We start from the raw sequence: 16,366 nt of genomic DNA on the forward strand, positions 1-16,366 counted from the left end.
GTCGACGTCATTTTCCGCACCCGTTGAACGAGCACATCGTCGGACTGCAGGTCACGTCACGGGTAGCCGCTTCGCCCGGGGAGTGCGCGCATTTCATCGCATGCAGGGTCCGGGTGATGCCCACGCCGGCGGTCCGCAGGGCGCCGGTGATCCGGCTGACGTTCAGCCGGGCAGTGGGCGCCGTGACAGAGAGAGCACCGGCCAGGGTGCGCGGTCCGCTGAAGACCGGCACGGCGACGCTCATGTAGCCCAAACGGGTCTCTTCCACCTCGACCGCGAGTTGGTCGTTGCGCATGCGGTCGAGCTGCTGACGGAGGACGCCGACCGACATCGTGGTGCGGTTGGTCAACGCGGTGAAGCCCTGCTCGACTACCTCGTCGAACACGGACTGCGGCGAGAACGCCAAGATCATCTTTCCGGTCGCCGTGCAGTAGAGAGGCAACCTGCCCGCGACCCGCGACTGCTGGTTGAGTCCGCGATGCCCGATGATCTTCTCGATGTACAGGACGTCGATACCGTCGCGGACCGCGAAATGCACCGTCTCCTGAGTCGCGAGGAGCAGATCCTCCATGTACGGGAGCGCCGCATCGCGCAGGATGCGCTGCCGAGGCACCAACTGACCCAGCTCGAACAGTCGCAGCCCCAGTCGATACTTGGTACCCGCACGCTCGAGGAGACCCCACTCGACCAGTTCCCCGGCCAGCCGGTGCACCGTCGCCTTCGCGACACCGCTGCGACGGGCGAGCTCGGTCAGCGACAGGTCGCTGTGGTCGCTGTCGAAGGCATCCAGGATCAGACGCGCCTTACCCAGGACGGACGACAGGTCTGCGGAAGCCGGCTGTCCGGCCGACTTGATGGGTACTACCGATCCGAGTTCGACGGATTTCCGTGCGGCTGTCGTCATGGGTGCCTCCTGGCGAGTCTGGCGAGCAGTACGGTCGATCGACTTCCTGGGTGCGCTGTGCCCACCTGATGTCGCGACGCTACGGGACCGACCACCTGAGACGCACGCCACACGGTCCGTTCAGTGGACCCGTTCCACAGAGTTTACATTCGGCGCCCCGACCTGGATCGATGCGAGAAATTCACGCACCGCCGACGCGACGGCCACCGCCTCGCGTTCGATGAGGGCCACCGTGCCCTCCTCGATCACGACGCAGTCGACTGACGGCGCCGCCGCGAGTCGCGAGCGCAGGGTGGGGACGTTCGGCATCGAGAACGGGTCCTTGCCGGCGCAGATCAGGAGCACAGGTACCGCCACCGATCCGATGCGGTCCTCCATCCGGTATCGGGCGCACGCCCGGTGGCCCTCGGCCGGGTCGACCCCGGGCGCGAGCGCGTCGTGGATGAACCGGTCCAGCAGTCCGGCGGCCGGCTCGGGATAGTACGGACGACGCAGCTCCCACAGGGTCTGCAGGTGCGCACCGTCCTCGGCTCGCTGCGCCCGGTCGACTCCCCCGCTCCCGGAATGTCCGGTCCGATAGTTCTCGTCGGCCCACGGACAGGACGACAGAACCACCGCATCGAGTCTGTCGCTGTGCGCGGCCGCCATTTCCATGGCCACCGCAGCACCCGTGTGGTGTCCGAGGACCACGAGGCGGTCCACACCCAGCGAGTCCAGCAGTTCCCAGGCGCCACGCGCGAAGGCCTCGATGGTCTGCGGCGCCCGCAGTGGGGCACTGGCGCCGAAACCCACCATGTCCATCGCGATCACCCTGCGATCGATGGCGAGCAGGGGAATCAATTCACGAAACTCGTCCCAGGACCGAGGCGTCTGGTGCAGGAGAAGCAGCACCGGCCCGTCGCCCTGCTCTGCGTAGTGCACCTGACCGAAAGAGGTGTCCGCATAAGCGAACCGGAGGTCCGTGCCCATCAGTACGACGCGACCATCGGCGTATCGACGCCGACCACGTCGATCTTCGCGGCACCGCCGGGGTTACCCACCGGCTCCGCGCGGGTCGGCAGGATGTCGAGGAAGAACTTCTTGTTGTCTTCCTTGAAACCCGGCTCCGCCTTGCGATCGACTGTGATCGCCTCCACGGGACACGCCAGTTCGCAGGCCCCGCAGTCGATGCACTCGTTCGGATTGATATAGAGCTTGCGCTCGCCTTCGTAAATGCAGTCGACCGGGCATTCCTCCATGCACGAGCGGTCGGTGTAGTCGATGCATGCCTCGCCTATGACAAAAGCCATTGTTCAGCCTTCCTGCTCGGTGGAATGTCCGGGAAAGATCTCCGCCTCCGGGTCGAGTACGGCCGCGGCATTGTTGACGGCGGTCGCGGCCTCGCCGAAACCCACGGCGATGAGGCGGACCTTGCCGGGATACTCGGTGATGTCACCGGCTGCGTACACGCGCCGCACGTTGGTTTCCATGCGCGTGTTGACAACGATGTGGCGAGTGTCGATATCGATCCCCCACTCCGCCATCGGACCGAGGTCTGCCGTGAAACCCAGTGCCGCAATGACGGACTGGGCGGGAATCGTGGTCGTGGTCTTGTCGAGCTTGTGGGCGATGTCGACCTCGGAGATCCAGCCGTTGCCGCGCACGTCCGACACGTCGGCGTTGACCAGCACCTGCACCGAGCTGTCGTATACCTTGGCCACGGTCGACTTGTGTGCCCGGAACTTGTCGCGACGATGCACCAAGGTGACCGAGCGGGCCATCGACTCCAGGTGAATCGCCCAGTCGAACGCGCTGTCGCCGCCCCCGACGATCACCACGTCCTTGCCGACGTGAGCCGACAGGTCCGGCACGAAGTAACTCAGACCGCGGTCGAGGAAATCGAGTCCCCTCGTCAGCGGACGTGGAGTGAAGGTGCCGATGCCGCCCGTGACGATCACCGCCCCCGCCGTGATGGACCGGCCTTTGCTGGTGCCGACCACTGCGTTACCCGCTGCGTCGTGAGTGAGACTCTGCGCCTGCTCCCCCAGCAGATAGGTGGGGCCGAACTGATCAGCCTGCGCGAGTAGACCTTCGACGAGATCTCTGCCTCGCACGGAAGGGAAGCCTGCGATGTCGAGGATCGCCTTTTCGGGGTACATGGCGCTCACCTGACCGCCCGGCTCCGCAAGTGCGTCGACGACGGCGACCCGAAGACCTCTGAAGCCCGCGTAATACGCTCCGTAGAGTCCGGCCGGCCCGGCGCCGATGATCAGAATGTCGACGTCGAGCTCGGTTCCGGTCGACGCGAGGGGCGTAGTAGTCATGTCCGGAACGCTAATCATCCTGCGGTAGTGAACAAATGAAATCGGTCCGGTGAGCAGACTGTGTTCACTGCGGCGCCGGGACACGACAGAGCGGACCTGCCGCCCGGAAATGTGGGCCGGCAGATCCGCTCGAAGTGTGCGAGTAACCGAGCTGAGACTCAGGTCATGCTGCGAAGACCTCAGGCTCCTCGGCCGCGATCTTCTGAATGATGGTGGAGTAGGCGAACCAGCCCACCTTCTCGGTACCCACGGCCTCGTACGTCTGGGCCGCGATCTTGTCGTGCAGTTCAACCGGATCACCGGCGGCTCGGGCCGCGAGCTCAGCCTGCATCGAACGCTCCATAGACACGTACCACCACACCGCACTCTCCACCGACGTGCCTACGGTGAGATGACCGTGGTTGGTGAGGATCACCGCCTTGCCGGATCCGAGTGCGCCCGCGATACGCAGGCCCTCCTCCTCGTCCAGCGCGACCCCGTGATACTCCTCGTAGAGCGAATGGTCGTCGTAGAACGCGCACGCGTCCTGCGTGATCGGCGACAGCAACCGGTGCAGTGAGGAAAACGCCTTGCCCTGCAGTCCGTGGGCGTGGACGGCGCCGATCACGTCGGGTCTGGCGTCGTGCACCTTGGAATGGATGACGAACGCGGCCCGATTGAGCATTCCGTGACCGGAGAGGATCGTGCCGTCCGAGTCCACGTGCAACAGTTCGTCGGGCATCACCTGCGAGAAATGACGTCCGAAGGGCGCCGTCCAGAAGGTGTCGGTCCGTTCCGGGTCGCGCGCCGTGATGTGACCGGAGATGCCCTCGTCGAGACCGAATCGCGACAGGATTCGGTATCCGCCGATGACCGCGATCTTGCGGCGGCGTCGCTCCTGCTCGAGATCGTGATATTCCGGTGGGCCGGGAATGCCGGCGAGCTCGGCGATGGTGGGTGACTGATTCAGTGCGCCCCTTACTATTTCACACCGTAGCGAGAGAGGAACTTCGCCGAGAACATCCGCAGGATACGGTCGAAGATGAAGCCCATGATGCCGAGAACGATGATTCCGACGAACGTCCAGTCGATGCGACCGTAGTTGCGGGCCTGCCAGATCATCGAGCCGATCCCGTGATCAGCGGCGACGATCTCGGCGGACACGATGGTGAGAAAGCTGTTGCCCATTGCCAGCCGAGCTCCCGTGACGATGCCCGGAACCGACGACGGCAGCACGACCGTCTTCATGAGCTGCAGTTTGTTTGCGCCGAGGTTGGTCGCGGCCTGAAGTTTGTTCTCACTGATCGCAACCGTGGCCGCGATGGTGCTGACCGTGACGATGAAGACCGACGTGTAGAAGATGAGCACTACCTTCGAGGTCTCGCCGATGCCGAACCACACCACCGCGAGCGTCACGAACGCGATCGGCGGGATGAACCGAAAGAACTCGATGTACGGATCCAGCAGTTGACGCACGATGTTGATGCGCCCCATCAGGATTCCGATCGGGGCACCGATCACGACACCGAGGCTCCATCCGACGAGGATCCGCTGTGCAGACGCCCAGATCGAGGTCCACAGCACGCCGCTCTCCGCGAGTTCCACCGCGGCCGTCCACACCTCGATCGGCGAGGCGATGGTCGTCGGCCCGTACCACCACGCCAGGAACGACCAGATTCCGAGACCGATCACACCTGAGGCCACCCACAGCAACCCGGTGCGGGCCGCCGCACCGGCGACGCCCACCGACCGCTTCTGCGCACGTTTCGCTTTCACGCTGCGGGTCGGCACGGCCGGCCCCTGGACAACGGCGGTCATAGCTGGTCCTCCTCGATCCCCTGGTTGCGCAACGACGCCACCACTTCGGCGCGAATGTCGTCACGTAGTTGTTCGTACAGATCGATCACGTCCGGATGGGCTCGGTCGCGCGGTCTCGGCGCATTCACCTCATAGACGCTCTTGATGCGCGCCCGTGGTCCCGCAGACATGACCACCACTCGATCGGCGAGCGTGAGTGCCTCGTCGATGTCGTGGGTGACGAAGACGACGGTGCAACCGGTGTGCCGCCAGATCTTGTCCAGCTCGATCTGCAGCACCTGGCGGGTCTGCGCATCGAGGGCACCGAACGGCTCGTCCATCAAGACGAGGGAAGGCTGATTGGCCAGCACGCGGGCAATCTGTACCCGCTGGCGCATGCCCCCGGACAGCTGCGACGGAAACTTCGCACCCGCATGGGGAAGACCCACCATCGCCAGATACTCGGCCGCGATCCTTGCCTGCTCGGCCTTGCCGGCGCCGTGCATGCGCGGGCCGTAGGCGACATTCTGGCTGACGGTCATCCACTCGAAGAGCGCTTCCGAGCTCTGGAACACCATGCCCGCGTGGGCGTTACTTCCCCGCACCTCCTCGCCAGCGCAGATGATCTCACCCGCGCTGGGGTCGACGAAGCCTGCCATGGAGGACAGCAGCGTCGACTTTCCGCAGCCGCTGGGGCCGAGGAGGCAGACGAACTCTCCCGGCTGCACATCCAGTTCGATACCGGAAACGATCTCTGCGGCGCCGAAACTGATTCCCAGATCACGTATTTCGACGGGAACACCCTTGATCGTTGCCACGCTCATTGCGCACTCTCCTTGTACCAGTCGAGGAGCATCGCCGAGGCGAGGTCCGGCTGTTCGGTCAGGACGCCGATCTTCTCGTAGAAGTCGACGACGGATTGGGCGGACTCGATATCCTTCGTGGTGAGATTCTCGACCGCGAAATCGATTTCGTCGATCGCGGCAATCGTCTGATCTTCACCGACATTGACTGCCGACCTGGTCGCTGCGGCGGCGACCCGAGGGTCTGCTTCGACCCGCTCGGTTGCCTTGTCGAGGACCTGGGCCACTGTGCGGGCGGTGTCTTCGTTCGCGTCGAGCCACGGCTGCGTGGTGATCGTCCACTGATGGTAGAACCAGTCGTAGTCCCCGGTCCGCGCGACGACATGCCCGGTGCCCTGGTCCAGGGCGGCAGCCGGCCACGGCTCCCACATCACGAAGCCGTCGATGTCGCCCCGGCTGAGCAACGCGGGCATGTCGGTAGGGGTGGCCGTGATCATCTCGACCGAACCGGCCGGAACGCCGTTGGCCTCGAGATACTTGTCCGTGGAGATCTGGCTCAGTCCGGGAACGATACCCATCTTCTCGACGTCGGCCGCCGAGTTCACCCCGTTCCGCAGGACGACCTTGATGTAGTCGCCGGAGGCCTCGTACGAGTACATGGCCCGGAGTGACGGGTTCTGGCGCAGCTGGGCGATCGTGGTCGTATCGGAGCTTCCGGCGAGCTGAACCTGACCCGTCGAGAGGGCGTCGACCGCTTCACCGCCACGGCCGAACTGCACCAGCTGCACATCCAGACCCGCGTCCGCGAACATGCCCTCCTGGTCGGCCACGAAGAACGGCGCATACGAGGCGTCGATCCCGACAGCAATCCTGATCGGTCCGCCGCCGGCCGAATCCGCGGTGCTCTGGGTTGCGGGGCGACTGCACCCACCGATCGTGACCGTGAGGAGCAGTGCTGCCGACGCAAGGGCAGTCTTGCCGAGTTGTGATCGCCAGGCCATGTACCGACACCTTCGTTCTGTGATCTGGGCCGCAAATGCGGGCGTGCATGAAGAAACCTAACCGCGCTGACCAGGCCCGAGAATCATCTCGGTCCACCATGCGGACCCCGGTGCAAAACTTACTTCGATGCAACATTCGGCCACGGTGCAGTGCAGTTTCCGGAAACGACGACGAAACATCGACCGCTTCAGGCTCTCGCTACACCGTCCACCTGGGGCTGTCTCTCGCGCACACTCGTGCGACATTGTCGGCCGTCATCGAGTAGATCCGCTGCCGCGCGGTAGCGCTGCCACCGGCGATGTGAGGGCTCAGCAGGACGGTGTCGAGGGTCCGTAGTTCACTGCCCTGGTCGAGCGGCTCCGTCGCGAACACATCGAGTGCGGCGCCCGCCACCGTTCCCGAACGCAGTGCCGCGACGAGTGCGGTCTCGTCCACCACCTCCCCGCGTGAGACATTGACGACGAGCGCCCCGCTCCGGAGCGTCGACAGCGCTGCCGCCGATATCAGCCCACGCGTCTCTTCGGTCAACGGCACGGCCACGACCAGCACTTCTGCTGTCTTCAGCAGATCCCGCAACGGCAGGAAGCGAGCTGTCCCGTCCCGGCGAGGGGTGCGAGCCGAATACGCTACGTCGCATCCGAATGCCGCGAACAGCGCCGCGCACCGGCGCCCGATCTCACCGAAGCCGACGATCCCGAGTTCACGCCGACCCCGGGCTGCTGAATCAGCTTCAACCGGGGCGCGAGAGCTGCCTCGGCGGAGCCCAGCGGCAGCGCGCCGCTCCAGTCGCCGACGACGATGTCGGCCTCCGGCAGCAGTTCGCGTAACTCACCGACGGTACGGAACCTCGGACGAACCACGTAATCCGTGTCGCCGACCGCACGCCGGATCGCCGAACCCAGCCCATCGTCCTCGTCGGCAGCCAGCACCAGGATGCGATTCACCGATCGTCCCACTCTCGTCTCGTATGCACGACTGGCCGGCCACGCGCGGAATGCGTGGCCGGCCAGTGGTGCACGGCTCGGTGAGCTCAGGCAGGCGCTTTCGCCTGGGCGGAGGCCTTCGCAAGGAACTCGAGGCTCAGCGGGTTATACAGCGCCGCCTGCTCGTGCTGCGGCCAGTGCCCGCACTCGGGGTAGAGCTGCAGCTGAGCTCCGCGGATGTCCTCGGCCATCTTCTGCGCCTCCGGGACGTCACCGAACGGATTGTCGTGACCCCATACGACCAAGGTCGGCGCTTGGATCTTCGCCAGCCGATCCGGACGCAGCAGGTTTCGCTGACGAGTGTCCATCTCCTGCAGCGACAGCAGGTTGTGGATGTTCGCAACGAAGTCGGGCTGATGGTAGATCCGATGGCGTGCCTCGACCAGTTCCTCCGTCGCGTCCGCCGGGTCGTGCATGAGGAGGTGCAGCCGGGCCCGGGTCAGCTCGATGTCGTCGCTCTGGACCGCCTTGGTTGTCGAGGACTTGATGCGCTCCATGACGGCAGGGTTCGCGACTGTGCCTCCCGCAGCGAGCAATTGGAGCGAGAGGACACGATCCGGCAGCTCGCTCGCCAGATGAGCGGCGACCCAGCCGCCGAGCGACTCGCCCACCAGGTGGGCCCGGTCGAGTCCGACGGCATCCAGGTAGTTCACGAGATGCTCCACGTATCGAGGGATCTCGTAGGCGTAGTCCGGCTTACCTGTATAGCCGTGCCCGAGCATGTCGATGGCGTGGCATCGGTAGTACGGCGCGTGCGCGGCGATGTTGCGGGCGAACGCTTCGAGGTGGCCGCTGGTGCCGTGCAGGAACACCACCGCCTCGTCGCCGGAGCCCGCCTGAAGCGAGCGCGTCGGCACTCCGGCGGCGTCCACCGTCTTCAGTGTGAAGTCCAGTCCGGCCAGTTCGTTCCAGATTGTCATTGTTGAATCCTTCGCTACGGTGAGTACGAATGGGAGGGGTCGAGCACGGCAACGCCCATTCCGGTGAGCCATTCCGGAATCGCCTCATAGGCAAGGCGTTCGGCGGGGATGTAGTCCATCATCGCGGCCATCATCAGCCACGTCCGCAGTTCCTGCGCGCCGTTGCCTGCCTGCTCCTCGATCTCGCTCGTGGAGTAGCCGGCCAGTTCCGACGCCTTTCCCGCGGTGAACAGGTCGAGGATGTGATCGTCGAACTCCGGGGTGATAGCGGCCTCCGCGGCCCGGATGATCTGTCGGCGGCGCACGTCGTAGTCGGACCAGTTCTCCCGGCCGTCGAGCCATGCCTGGACCATGAAGTCCTCGTCCTCACCGTGCGGGTCACGCCAGTCCGGCCACGGGAGCCGATGCGAGAGACCGCCGGAGGCGACGACGACGACCCGTGTGTCGGCGGGGTAGTCGGCGATCGCCGCACGCAAGGCGGCGGCAAGTTCCGCGCACCGCTCGAACGTCGGCAGCGGCGGCGCGAACACGTTGACCACGAGGGGGACGATCGGCACGTCGAGACCGTCGAGCAGGTACTGGATCGCATGGGACTGGCCGTGATCGATCTGCAGGCGGGCCGAGTACGCCAGGTCGAACCGTCCACTTTCGATCAATTCGTTCGCCAGGTGCCGGGCGAGGTCGACATCGACCTTCTGCGGGCCCTGTGGGGTCCCGGACTCACCGCTCGAATTACATTCGCCGACACCGAGAGTGAACGCAGGAATGAGGTCGAGCCAGAATCCACGGAAGTGGTTCGAGCCGAGAATCAACACCACATCGGGTCTCGCGGCCGCGATCCGGTCCCTCGTGGCGTACAGCGCGTCGCGGAACCGCTCGGCCTCGGCCTTGTGGGTGGTCTCCTCCCAGTGAGTGTTCATCAGGGTGCTGTGGGACGCCCCGACACCCAGCACGATCTTCGCCATCAGTCCACTCCTACTTCGTCGAGCGAGCGGGTGACCGTGTCGAGGGCGACACGGATGAGATATCTGGTGAGCTTCTCCGCCTCCCCGAGGTCCACCGTGTTCATCCCCATCGCGAAGTCCACCTCGAAAGGCGCATCCACCACCTTCGGCATCCCCACACGCACGGTGGGGATCCCGCGCCCGCGAAGGATGTTCGCATCCGTAGCACCGCTCGCGTCGTGGAACTCCGTGTGCGGGGCGCCTTCCACCGCTTCCCACGCCTCGACGGCGCTGCGGCACAACCACATCTGTGGATCCGAGCCCTCACCCGGAATCGACAGGACCTGTTCCACATCGATCCGGATTCCGCCGAGTTCATCGGAAATCTCCCGCACAGCCGCGACGAGCTCGCGCTTGGCGGCGCTCGGTGTGGTGCGCGGGCTGAGCCGAAGATCCACCATCATCCGGACGTTCTCCGGCGTGAACGAGGCAGTGCGCTCCCACCCGCCCCGGATATTCGCAACCATCCCCTGGGGCATAACGAGGCCGTCTCGGTGGGCCTGCGAGTACTTGGGGAACCACTCCTCGAGTCGTGTGGCCACTGCACCGGCCAGGGCAACCGGATTCCGGTAGGGCAGCCGGTGGCGGGAGCCCACGTACGTGTGGCTGCCGTGCACGGTGATCTCGAACCAGGCGAGGCCGACCTCCTCCCAGGACACTGTCCAGCCCGGCTTGGCGATCAGCGCGAAATCGGCCCTCACACCCTGTTCGAGCAGGTAGGAACAGCCCACACCCTGTCCGGTGTTTCGCCGCGGGTTCCCCACGCCGGGGCGGGCATTCGTCGGCATTCCACCCGCACCGAACCCCAGCAGGAGATCGCCCGACAGTGGGATGCCGGCCGCGCGGATGGCCTCCCCGGCGGCCATCACGCAGGCCGCGTGTCCCTTGGGATTCGAGGCGCCGAGTCCGATGACGTAGTCATCGTCGGCGACGGCGCGCGGAAGCATGTCGGCGCGCAGCGACTCCCCCGCCCAGGGAAGATCTTCCTCCGGGTTACCACTGGTCACCGTGTCGATCGGGGTATACAGCAACAGATCCGGCCCAGTGCCGTTCCCGCGGACGCGTCCCCACGAATTCGCCTGCCGATCATCGAGATACATCGTGTGCGACTCGATCCCCGACGCCTCGAGCGTCGCGGTGATGTGCCGAGCCAACGGAGCCTCGTCTCCCGTCGGGCTGGGAATGTCGACGAGTCCGGTCAGCAGTTCGCGAAGACGGTCACGGTCGACGTGCGAGCACGCCTGCTCCGTCCATCGCCGGCGCTGCGCATCGAGGCCGGCGAGCGCATCCACCTGTCCGACCGTCATCGATTGACCTGATGTACCTGGGTGTTGCTGCGTGTCGCGATGAACCGCCATGCGATCGGCACGCCCGCGACGACGGCCCCACCGGCAATCAGAGTGATCAGATTCTTGAGCATGATACTTCCTCTACTCGCTGGTTTTCACGGGGTCCGCGGACTTGGCTGCTGCACCGCCACGAGATGCGGGCACTCTCCGCTCACGGGCCCGGACCGCCGGTTCGGGGACGAATTTCGCCGCAGCCGAAAGTTTTTCGGAGTATTCCTCCTCGGCGAGGTTGCGCCACGTGGTCAGCGACACGTCGGGCCGGTACAGCTTCTCGGGCGGCGCATCGGTGACCTCCACCATCCACGCATCCTGACCGGAGAACTGACCGTGGAACAGCCAGCGGATGGCGCCGAGATACTTCAGGTAGAACCCGAGCGTCTTCCTGGCCCCGGAGACGAAGTTCACCATCAATCCGACGTACTGGTGACGGTCGTCGTCGACCGGCACGTAGAACTCGTAATGAATGAAGTTCGGGTATGCGATGCGGAGCACGCCCGGCATGGACAGCGACGCGAACCCGGGGAAATTCTGTGCCGCGATGACGGGATTCACCTGGAGTCCGGCACCGACGTTGCCGATCTGCGACACCTTGCTCTCGTCGGGCTTCTTCTTCCACCACCGCTTGTTGGTCCATTTCCCCACGCCGGGGAAGTCGGCCTCCCAGTACACCTCGTCCTGCACCCGGAAGATCCAGCGACCCTCCGGCACGATGCTGGTGATGTTCCAGGTCGGCATCGGCTTGAACAGCCTCCACAGCGCCGTGCGGTGCAGGTACTTCGCATGCCCCTCGTCGAAGCCGTTCTCGCAGGCGAAACGCCAGTTCCCCTCGCGCGGCTGAATGCGCCCACCGACGATCCCGGCGTTCTCGACCAGTTCACGCGGCAGTTGGTCGTCGATCGACGGTGCCGGCTCGTTCGCGATGGGGATGTACACCCAGACGAGTCCGAGCCGCTCCTCGACCGCGTACGTCTGCACCGACAGCTTGCCGCAGATCTTCGAGTCCGGCCCGTCCGTGATGACCGCGGCAAGCTTGCCGTCGGTCAGGCGGTACGTCCATCCGTGATACGGACAGCTCACAGTTCCCGGAAACTGCTGGTCGCCTTCCGACAGCGGCACACCGCGATGCGGGCAACGGTCGTGGAGTGCGTACGCCTTCCCCGCGTCACGAATGATTGCCAGCTTCTCTCCGCAGATCGTGAAGCTCTTCGGGTCCTTCGTGATGTGACTGGACCAGGTGACGGGGTACCAGTAGCCCCGGTACCCACTACCCGCCGCGTTGTACTTGGGCCACGCCGTCCAGTCCTGCCGACCGGCCGCACGCGGCCGCTCCGGGAACGCCTGCGTGGCTTCCGGCGCCTCGACACCAGTCATGTGAAGTCCTCTCGACACGAGATGTTTGATAGTGCGATCTTGGGTGAACACTGTTCGACCGCCAACGGATCCGGTTCGCTCAGCAGACCGGTTTCATGTTTGCGATCACCACCGCCTCCCCGACCGCGCACAGGGTGCCGTCTGCGGCGCGCTCCTCGAGATCGAGTGTGATCAGCCCGTCCGAGATCTCGCGGACGACGCCGGTGACGACGAGTTCGCAGCCCACGTACGCGGGTGCGCGGTTGCGCCATCCGACGGAGACGACGGCTGCAGGCTCCCCGGCGAACAGCGCGGCAGCCCGGAAGAACAGTGCCCCTTGCAACTGCGCCATCACGACCGGGGAGTCGAGCCCCTCGATCCTGGCGTACTCGGGGTCGTAGTGGATGCGGTGGGCATTGTGGGTGGCTGCGCCGAACCGGAGAAGGAGCACCGGATTCGTCTGCTGAGCAATGGATCCGATCTTCTGCCCGACCTCGGCGTCGCCTCCGAATTCAGCGATCATCGGACGATGAACCTTTCGGTGACGGTCGCGAGATCGCCCGCACCGGACGCACGGTAGGTCTTCGACACTGTCAGGAGAAGGAAGTCCGAGCCCGGCCTGCCCTTTCGTTCCACCGTGTCGAGGCTGCGGCGCACCGTGATCGGATCGCCGAGAGGAACCGGGCGGTGGAAGGTGACGCTCTGCCCGCCCGCCATCAGCCGCACGTCCAGTCCGTCGGTCCCGGGAACCTCGTCCCGGAACATGCCGTCGGCCCGGTATTCGGCAGCGACGCCTCCGCCGGGCCCCCGGAGCACGCTGGGCAGATACAGGGGATGCACTTCGAAACCTGCGGAATCCGGGTCGAGGAGACGCGGGTCGACCTCACCGCATGCACGCGCGAACGCGACTGTCTCCTGTGCGCGTAGTGGGCCGAGATCCCGGTACTCGACCGTGCCGACGATGGCTCCGGCGCGGTCTTCGGCGGCTCTCAAGTCTGGTCTCATGCGCCGACGCTAGGGCCGTGCCGCGCCACCGAGCCACAGACCGGGACCGCCCAGCGGACCCCGATGCTTCCCACGGACGGCTTCATCCGGTCAGGTGGACACATGCCAAAACCACCGAACAGCTTGTACGCCAGCGCCGATGGCGTGAAATTCCATTACCACGACCTCGGTGAGGGAGACCCCACGATCTTCCTTCACGGCGGCGGACCGGGATGCACTGCGTGGTCCGACTTCGGACCGGTCGCCCCCCTGTTCGCGCGCGATCGTCGGGCGATCCTCGTGGACATCCTGCAGTACGGCCAGTCCGACAAATGCACTATCACCGGTCCGATGTGGGGCTTCCACGCCGCGAAGATCGTTGCCCTCCTCGACGAACTGGGGATCGCCCGCGCCGACTTCGTCTGCAACTCCTGGGGCGGGACGATCGCCCTCAATCTTGCAGCCAAGTACCCCGACCGCGTTCGTGCGTTGGTGATCACCGGCAGCATGCCCGTGTTCTACGGACCCCTCGCTCCCTTGCCGGAGAACGGCCACCGTGGACGCACCGCCCGGGACGTCTACTACGGCGGCGAGGGACCGACCCGGGAGAAGATGCGCCAGTTGATCACTCGACTCGAGTGGTTCGACGGGGACAAGCTCCCCGAAGAGACCCTCGACATGCGTTACGAGCAGAGCCTCGACCCCGAGGAAATGGCACTCGCCGCGGCGTCGGACAACCCGCGAGGTGAGTGGCAGGACCTCACCGCCGAACTCGGGATGATCACGGCCCCTGTGCTGTTCGCCTGGGGAATGAACGACGCCTTCCTCACCCCCGACTACCCCCTGATGCTGGCCCGCATGATCGAGCACGGCCACCTGTACGTAATGGACAAAGCATCACATCACCTCCAAGAGGAACGTCCGTACGACTACTACTCCGCTGTGACCGGCTTCCTTGACCAGCAGCATCCGTGATGCCGAGGCCGACGCGCCTCCCGACGGCGGAAGCCGGCTCCGGCTGGTACTGATCCTCGGGGTGCTCACCGCCCTCGGGCCGTTCACGGTCGACATGTATCTCCCGGCCCTGCCGACGATTACCGCCGACTTCCACACGACCGATGCCGCAGTGCAACTCACCCTGACGGGCACGTTGATCGGCCTCGCGATCGGCCAGCTCGTCGTCGGCCCGTTGTCGGACATCTACGGCAGGCGCCGTCCGCTCGTCGTGGGCACGGTCCTTCATGTGGGCGCATCGGTCGCATGTTTCTTCGCTCCCTCCATCACGGTGCTCGGTGCCCTGCGAACCCTTCAGGGATTCGGCGCCGCCGCGACGGGCGTCATCGCGATGGCCGTCGTCCGCGACCTGTTCGTCGGTCGCGCCGCGGCGGTCGTCCTGTCCCGGCTGATGCTCGTGATGGGGGTCGCGCCGATCCTCGCTCCTTCGGTCGGCGGCCTCCTCCTGACCGCGGTCTCGTGGCAGGGGGTCTTCCTGGTTCTCGCCGGGCTCGGCATCCTGATGATGCTGCTGGGCGGGTACGCGATGCCGGAGACCCTTCCACCTTCATCTCGCTCGGCACGCGGGATAGCTCCGGTGGCGACGACCTACCTCACGCTGAGCCGTGATCTCCATTTCGTCGTACTGGCGCTGGTGTGCGGGCTGGGACGGGCCGTCCTGTGGGCCTACATCGCCGGTTCGTCCTTCGTGATGCAAGACCAGTTCGGACTCGCCCCGGCGTCGTACGGCTTCGCCTTCGCCACCGGCGCGGTGGTGTTGATCGGTGCGTCCCAACTCAACGTGGTCCTACTCGACAGGTGGTCGCCACTCCGCATCAGCGTCGTCTCACTTCTCGTGAGCACCGCCGTCGGCGCGGGCTTCATCGCCCTGGCAGCCACCGACACCGGCGGCTTCCTCGGCTTTGCACTCCCGGTCCTGACGCTTCTCTGCGCGACCGGGTTCGTGATGCCGAACGCGCCGGCACTGGCGCTGTCGCGTCACGGGCAGGCTGCCGGGACGGCCGCCGCAATGGTCGGTTTCGCACAGTTCGGCGCTGCGGCCGTCGTTGCCCCCGTGGTCGGCGTACTCGGCAACACAAGCCTCGCGGTGGCAATCGCGATGACGGCGTCGGCAGCACTCGGCTTCGTCGCCCTGGCATCGGTGGGCCGGGGCTTCGGAGCGCGAATACTTACGCCGAACGCTCGAGAGAGTGCAGCGTCCGGCTGATCCCGAGGCCCGCGGACGTCAAGGGGCCGGTCAGCCTGTCGAGGTTCATCCGGGAGGTGGAGGTGGACAGTCCGACCGCGCCCACCAGCACCGAACGGCTGAACACCGGCACCGCAATGCTGGCGACGCCGAGCAGCATCTCCTCGATCTCGACCGCCATCATGTTCTGCCGGACGCTCTCGAGCTGGCGGTAAAGGTGTGCCGCGGACGCGACCGAGCGCGGGGTGATCGGACGAAGTCCGCTCTCGACGACCTCCTCGACGAGGGCGGGCGGAGAGAACGCGAGGATCGCCTTCCCCGTCGCCGTGACGTACAGCGGCAGGCGCCCGGCGAGGCGTGACGGCATTTCGACGGCCCCGTGCCCCGAAATCTTGTCGACGTAGAGAACATCGAGGCCGTCCCGGATCGCAAGATGCACGGTCGCACCGGTCGCAGCGTGCAACTCCTGCAGGAAGGGCAGGGCCGCGTCACGGATTATCCGTTGCGCAGGCACCAGCTGTCCCAGCTCGAAGAGGCGGAGTCCCAGGCGATACTTGGTCCCGACCCGCTCGAGGAGACCCCACTCCACCAAACCGTTGGCGAGCCGGTGCGTCGTAGCCTTGGCGACTCCACTGCGCCGCGACAATTCGGTGAGCGACAGAGCCCCCGATTCCACATCGAACGCTTCGAGCAGCAACCGCGCCTTGCCTAGTACCGATTGCATTGCCAGGCGCCTCCAAACAGACCTGACCTGTGAGTACTTATTAACCGCCCGTGGTTAACAAGTA

General features: G+C 65.6%; 19 protein-coding genes. 2 read left to right on the forward strand and 17 right to left on the reverse strand.

Translation table 11 applies throughout. The features are described from left to right. Positions 1-7: 7 nt before the first annotated feature. The 16 genes from ACFWAY_RS03185 to ACFWAY_RS03260 all read right to left on the reverse strand — a co-directional run bounded on the left by ACFWAY_RS03185 (position 8) and on the right by ACFWAY_RS03260 (position 13,399). Positions 8-904 (reverse strand): IclR family transcriptional regulator, encoded by an 897-nt coding sequence (locus ACFWAY_RS03185; RefSeq protein WP_378509792.1) that lies wholly within the window; start codon positions 902-904, stop codon positions 8-10. A gap of 120 nt (positions 905-1,024) precedes the next feature. After that, on the reverse strand, positions 1,025-1,873 hold the full coding sequence (locus tag ACFWAY_RS03190; RefSeq protein WP_378509793.1) for an alpha/beta fold hydrolase: 849 nt from the start codon (positions 1,871-1,873) through the stop codon (positions 1,025-1,027). Beyond that, positions 1,873-2,193 carry a ferredoxin family protein gene (locus ACFWAY_RS03195; protein WP_378450760.1) on the reverse strand — a complete coding sequence of 107 codons (321 nt, stop codon included), beginning with the start codon at positions 2,191-2,193 and terminating at the stop codon, positions 1,873-1,875. The genes ACFWAY_RS03190 and ACFWAY_RS03195 overlap by 1 nt, the downstream gene beginning before the upstream one ends. Before the next feature lie 3 nt (positions 2,194-2,196). Further along, positions 2,197-3,207, reverse strand: coding sequence for an NAD(P)/FAD-dependent oxidoreductase (locus ACFWAY_RS03200; RefSeq protein WP_378450761.1), 1,011 nt, complete (start codon positions 3,205-3,207; stop codon positions 2,197-2,199). 163 nt (positions 3,208-3,370) lie between these two features. Then, positions 3,371-4,156, reverse strand: a complete 786-nt coding sequence (locus ACFWAY_RS03205) for a class II aldolase/adducin family protein (RefSeq protein WP_378509867.1) — start codon at positions 4,154-4,156, stop codon at positions 3,371-3,373. An 11-nt stretch (positions 4,157-4,167) separates the two neighbouring features. Further along, positions 4,168-5,004, reverse strand: a complete 837-nt coding sequence (locus ACFWAY_RS03210; RefSeq protein WP_378450763.1) for an ABC transporter permease — start codon at positions 5,002-5,004, stop codon at positions 4,168-4,170. Next, positions 5,001-5,807 (reverse strand): ABC transporter ATP-binding protein, encoded by an 807-nt coding sequence (locus tag ACFWAY_RS03215; RefSeq protein ID WP_378509794.1) that lies wholly within the window; start codon positions 5,805-5,807, stop codon positions 5,001-5,003. The genes ACFWAY_RS03210 and ACFWAY_RS03215 overlap by 4 nt, the downstream gene beginning before the upstream one ends. Further along, the gene (locus ACFWAY_RS03220) at positions 5,804-6,787 is read right to left on the reverse strand and encodes an ABC transporter substrate-binding protein (RefSeq protein WP_378450765.1); all 984 of its coding nucleotides are present in this window, start codon (positions 6,785-6,787) and stop codon (positions 5,804-5,806) included. Before ACFWAY_RS03220 ends, ACFWAY_RS03215 begins: the two co-directional genes overlap by 4 nt. 199 nt (positions 6,788-6,986) lie before the next feature. Continuing rightward, positions 6,987-7,481, reverse strand: coding sequence for an NAD(P)-dependent oxidoreductase (locus ACFWAY_RS03225; protein WP_378509868.1), 495 nt, complete (start codon positions 7,479-7,481; stop codon positions 6,987-6,989). Then, positions 7,415-7,732 (reverse strand): hypothetical protein, encoded by a 318-nt coding sequence (locus ACFWAY_RS03230; RefSeq protein WP_378509795.1) that lies wholly within the window; start codon positions 7,730-7,732, stop codon positions 7,415-7,417. Before ACFWAY_RS03230 ends, ACFWAY_RS03225 begins: the two co-directional genes overlap by 67 nt. Before the next feature lie 86 nt (positions 7,733-7,818). Next, positions 7,819-8,691, reverse strand: coding sequence for an alpha/beta fold hydrolase (locus ACFWAY_RS03235; protein ID WP_378450767.1), 873 nt, complete (start codon positions 8,689-8,691; stop codon positions 7,819-7,821). A 14-nt stretch (positions 8,692-8,705) separates the two neighbouring features. After that, complete coding sequence (locus ACFWAY_RS03240) at positions 8,706-9,656, reverse strand: catechol 1,2-dioxygenase (RefSeq protein WP_378509796.1); 951 nt, start codon at positions 9,654-9,656, stop codon at positions 8,706-8,708. Next, positions 9,656-11,002, reverse strand: coding sequence for a M20 family metallopeptidase (locus tag ACFWAY_RS03245; RefSeq protein WP_378509797.1), 1,347 nt, complete (start codon positions 11,000-11,002; stop codon positions 9,656-9,658). The genes ACFWAY_RS03240 and ACFWAY_RS03245 overlap by 1 nt, the downstream gene beginning before the upstream one ends. A 123-nt stretch (positions 11,003-11,125) precedes the next feature. Continuing rightward, entirely contained in the window at positions 11,126-12,415 is a 1,290-nt protein-coding gene (locus ACFWAY_RS03250; RefSeq protein ID WP_378509798.1) for a Rieske 2Fe-2S domain-containing protein, read from the reverse strand. A gap of 79 nt (positions 12,416-12,494) precedes the next feature. Continuing rightward, entirely contained in the window at positions 12,495-12,917 is a 423-nt protein-coding gene (locus ACFWAY_RS03255) for an acyl dehydratase (RefSeq protein ID WP_378509799.1), read from the reverse strand. After that, positions 12,914-13,399 (reverse strand): MaoC family dehydratase N-terminal domain-containing protein, encoded by a 486-nt coding sequence (locus ACFWAY_RS03260; RefSeq protein WP_378450772.1) that lies wholly within the window; start codon positions 13,397-13,399, stop codon positions 12,914-12,916. The genes ACFWAY_RS03255 and ACFWAY_RS03260 overlap by 4 nt, the downstream gene beginning before the upstream one ends. 102 nt (positions 13,400-13,501) lie before the next feature. On the opposite strand from ACFWAY_RS03260, the gene ACFWAY_RS03265 reads away from it, so the two are divergent. Beyond that, positions 13,502-14,353 carry an alpha/beta fold hydrolase gene (locus ACFWAY_RS03265; protein WP_378509800.1) on the forward strand — a complete coding sequence of 284 codons (852 nt, stop codon included), beginning with the start codon at positions 13,502-13,504 and terminating at the stop codon, positions 14,351-14,353. Beyond that, entirely contained in the window at positions 14,334-15,599 is a 1,266-nt protein-coding gene (locus ACFWAY_RS03270; protein WP_378509801.1) for a multidrug effflux MFS transporter, read from the forward strand. The genes ACFWAY_RS03265 and ACFWAY_RS03270 overlap by 20 nt, the downstream gene beginning before the upstream one ends. On the opposite strand, the gene ACFWAY_RS03275 is transcribed toward ACFWAY_RS03270, so the two are convergent. After that, positions 15,562-16,302, reverse strand: a complete 741-nt coding sequence (locus tag ACFWAY_RS03275) for an IclR family transcriptional regulator (RefSeq protein ID WP_378509802.1) — start codon at positions 16,300-16,302, stop codon at positions 15,562-15,564. The genes ACFWAY_RS03270 and ACFWAY_RS03275 overlap by 38 nt on opposite strands. Positions 16,303-16,366 lie beyond the last annotated feature (64 nt).

Origin of the sequence: Rhodococcus sp. NPDC059968, from assembly GCF_042738615.1 — a bacterium.
Lineage (GTDB): Bacteria > Actinomycetota > Actinomycetes > Mycobacteriales > Mycobacteriaceae > Rhodococcus_F.

Bases quoted from the DNA above. Each gene is read 5' to 3' on its own strand.
- ACFWAY_RS03185 (WP_378509792.1), bottom strand. From the start codon at position 904: ATGACGACAGCCGCACGGAAATCCGTCGAACTCGGATCGGTAGTACCC.
- ACFWAY_RS03190 (WP_378509793.1), bottom strand. From the start codon at position 1,873: ATGGGCACGGACCTCCGGTTCGCTTATGCGGACACCTCTTTCGGTCAG.
- ACFWAY_RS03195 (WP_378450760.1), bottom strand. From the start codon at position 2,193: ATGGCTTTTGTCATAGGCGAGGCATGCATCGACTACACCGACCGCTCG.
- ACFWAY_RS03200 (WP_378450761.1), bottom strand. From the start codon at position 3,207: ATGACTACTACGCCCCTCGCGTCGACCGGAACCGAGCTCGACGTCGAC.
- ACFWAY_RS03210 (WP_378450763.1), bottom strand. From the start codon at position 5,004: ATGACCGCCGTTGTCCAGGGGCCGGCCGTGCCGACCCGCAGCGTGAAA.
- ACFWAY_RS03215 (WP_378509794.1), bottom strand. From the start codon at position 5,807: ATGAGCGTGGCAACGATCAAGGGTGTTCCCGTCGAAATACGTGATCTG.
- ACFWAY_RS03220 (WP_378450765.1), bottom strand. From the start codon at position 6,787: ATGGCCTGGCGATCACAACTCGGCAAGACTGCCCTTGCGTCGGCAGCA.
- ACFWAY_RS03235 (WP_378450767.1), bottom strand. From the start codon at position 8,691: ATGACAATCTGGAACGAACTGGCCGGACTGGACTTCACACTGAAGACG.
- ACFWAY_RS03240 (WP_378509796.1), bottom strand. From the start codon at position 9,656: ATGGCGAAGATCGTGCTGGGTGTCGGGGCGTCCCACAGCACCCTGATG.
- ACFWAY_RS03245 (WP_378509797.1), bottom strand. From the start codon at position 11,002: ATGACGGTCGGACAGGTGGATGCGCTCGCCGGCCTCGATGCGCAGCGC.
- ACFWAY_RS03250 (WP_378509798.1), bottom strand. From the start codon at position 12,415: ATGACTGGTGTCGAGGCGCCGGAAGCCACGCAGGCGTTCCCGGAGCGG.
- ACFWAY_RS03255 (WP_378509799.1), bottom strand. From the start codon at position 12,917: ATGATCGCTGAATTCGGAGGCGACGCCGAGGTCGGGCAGAAGATCGGA.
- ACFWAY_RS03260 (WP_378450772.1), bottom strand. From the start codon at position 13,399: ATGAGACCAGACTTGAGAGCCGCCGAAGACCGCGCCGGAGCCATCGTC.
- ACFWAY_RS03265 (WP_378509800.1), top strand. From the start codon at position 13,502: ATGCCAAAACCACCGAACAGCTTGTACGCCAGCGCCGATGGCGTGAAA.
- ACFWAY_RS03275 (WP_378509802.1), bottom strand. From the start codon at position 16,302: ATGCAATCGGTACTAGGCAAGGCGCGGTTGCTGCTCGAAGCGTTCGAT.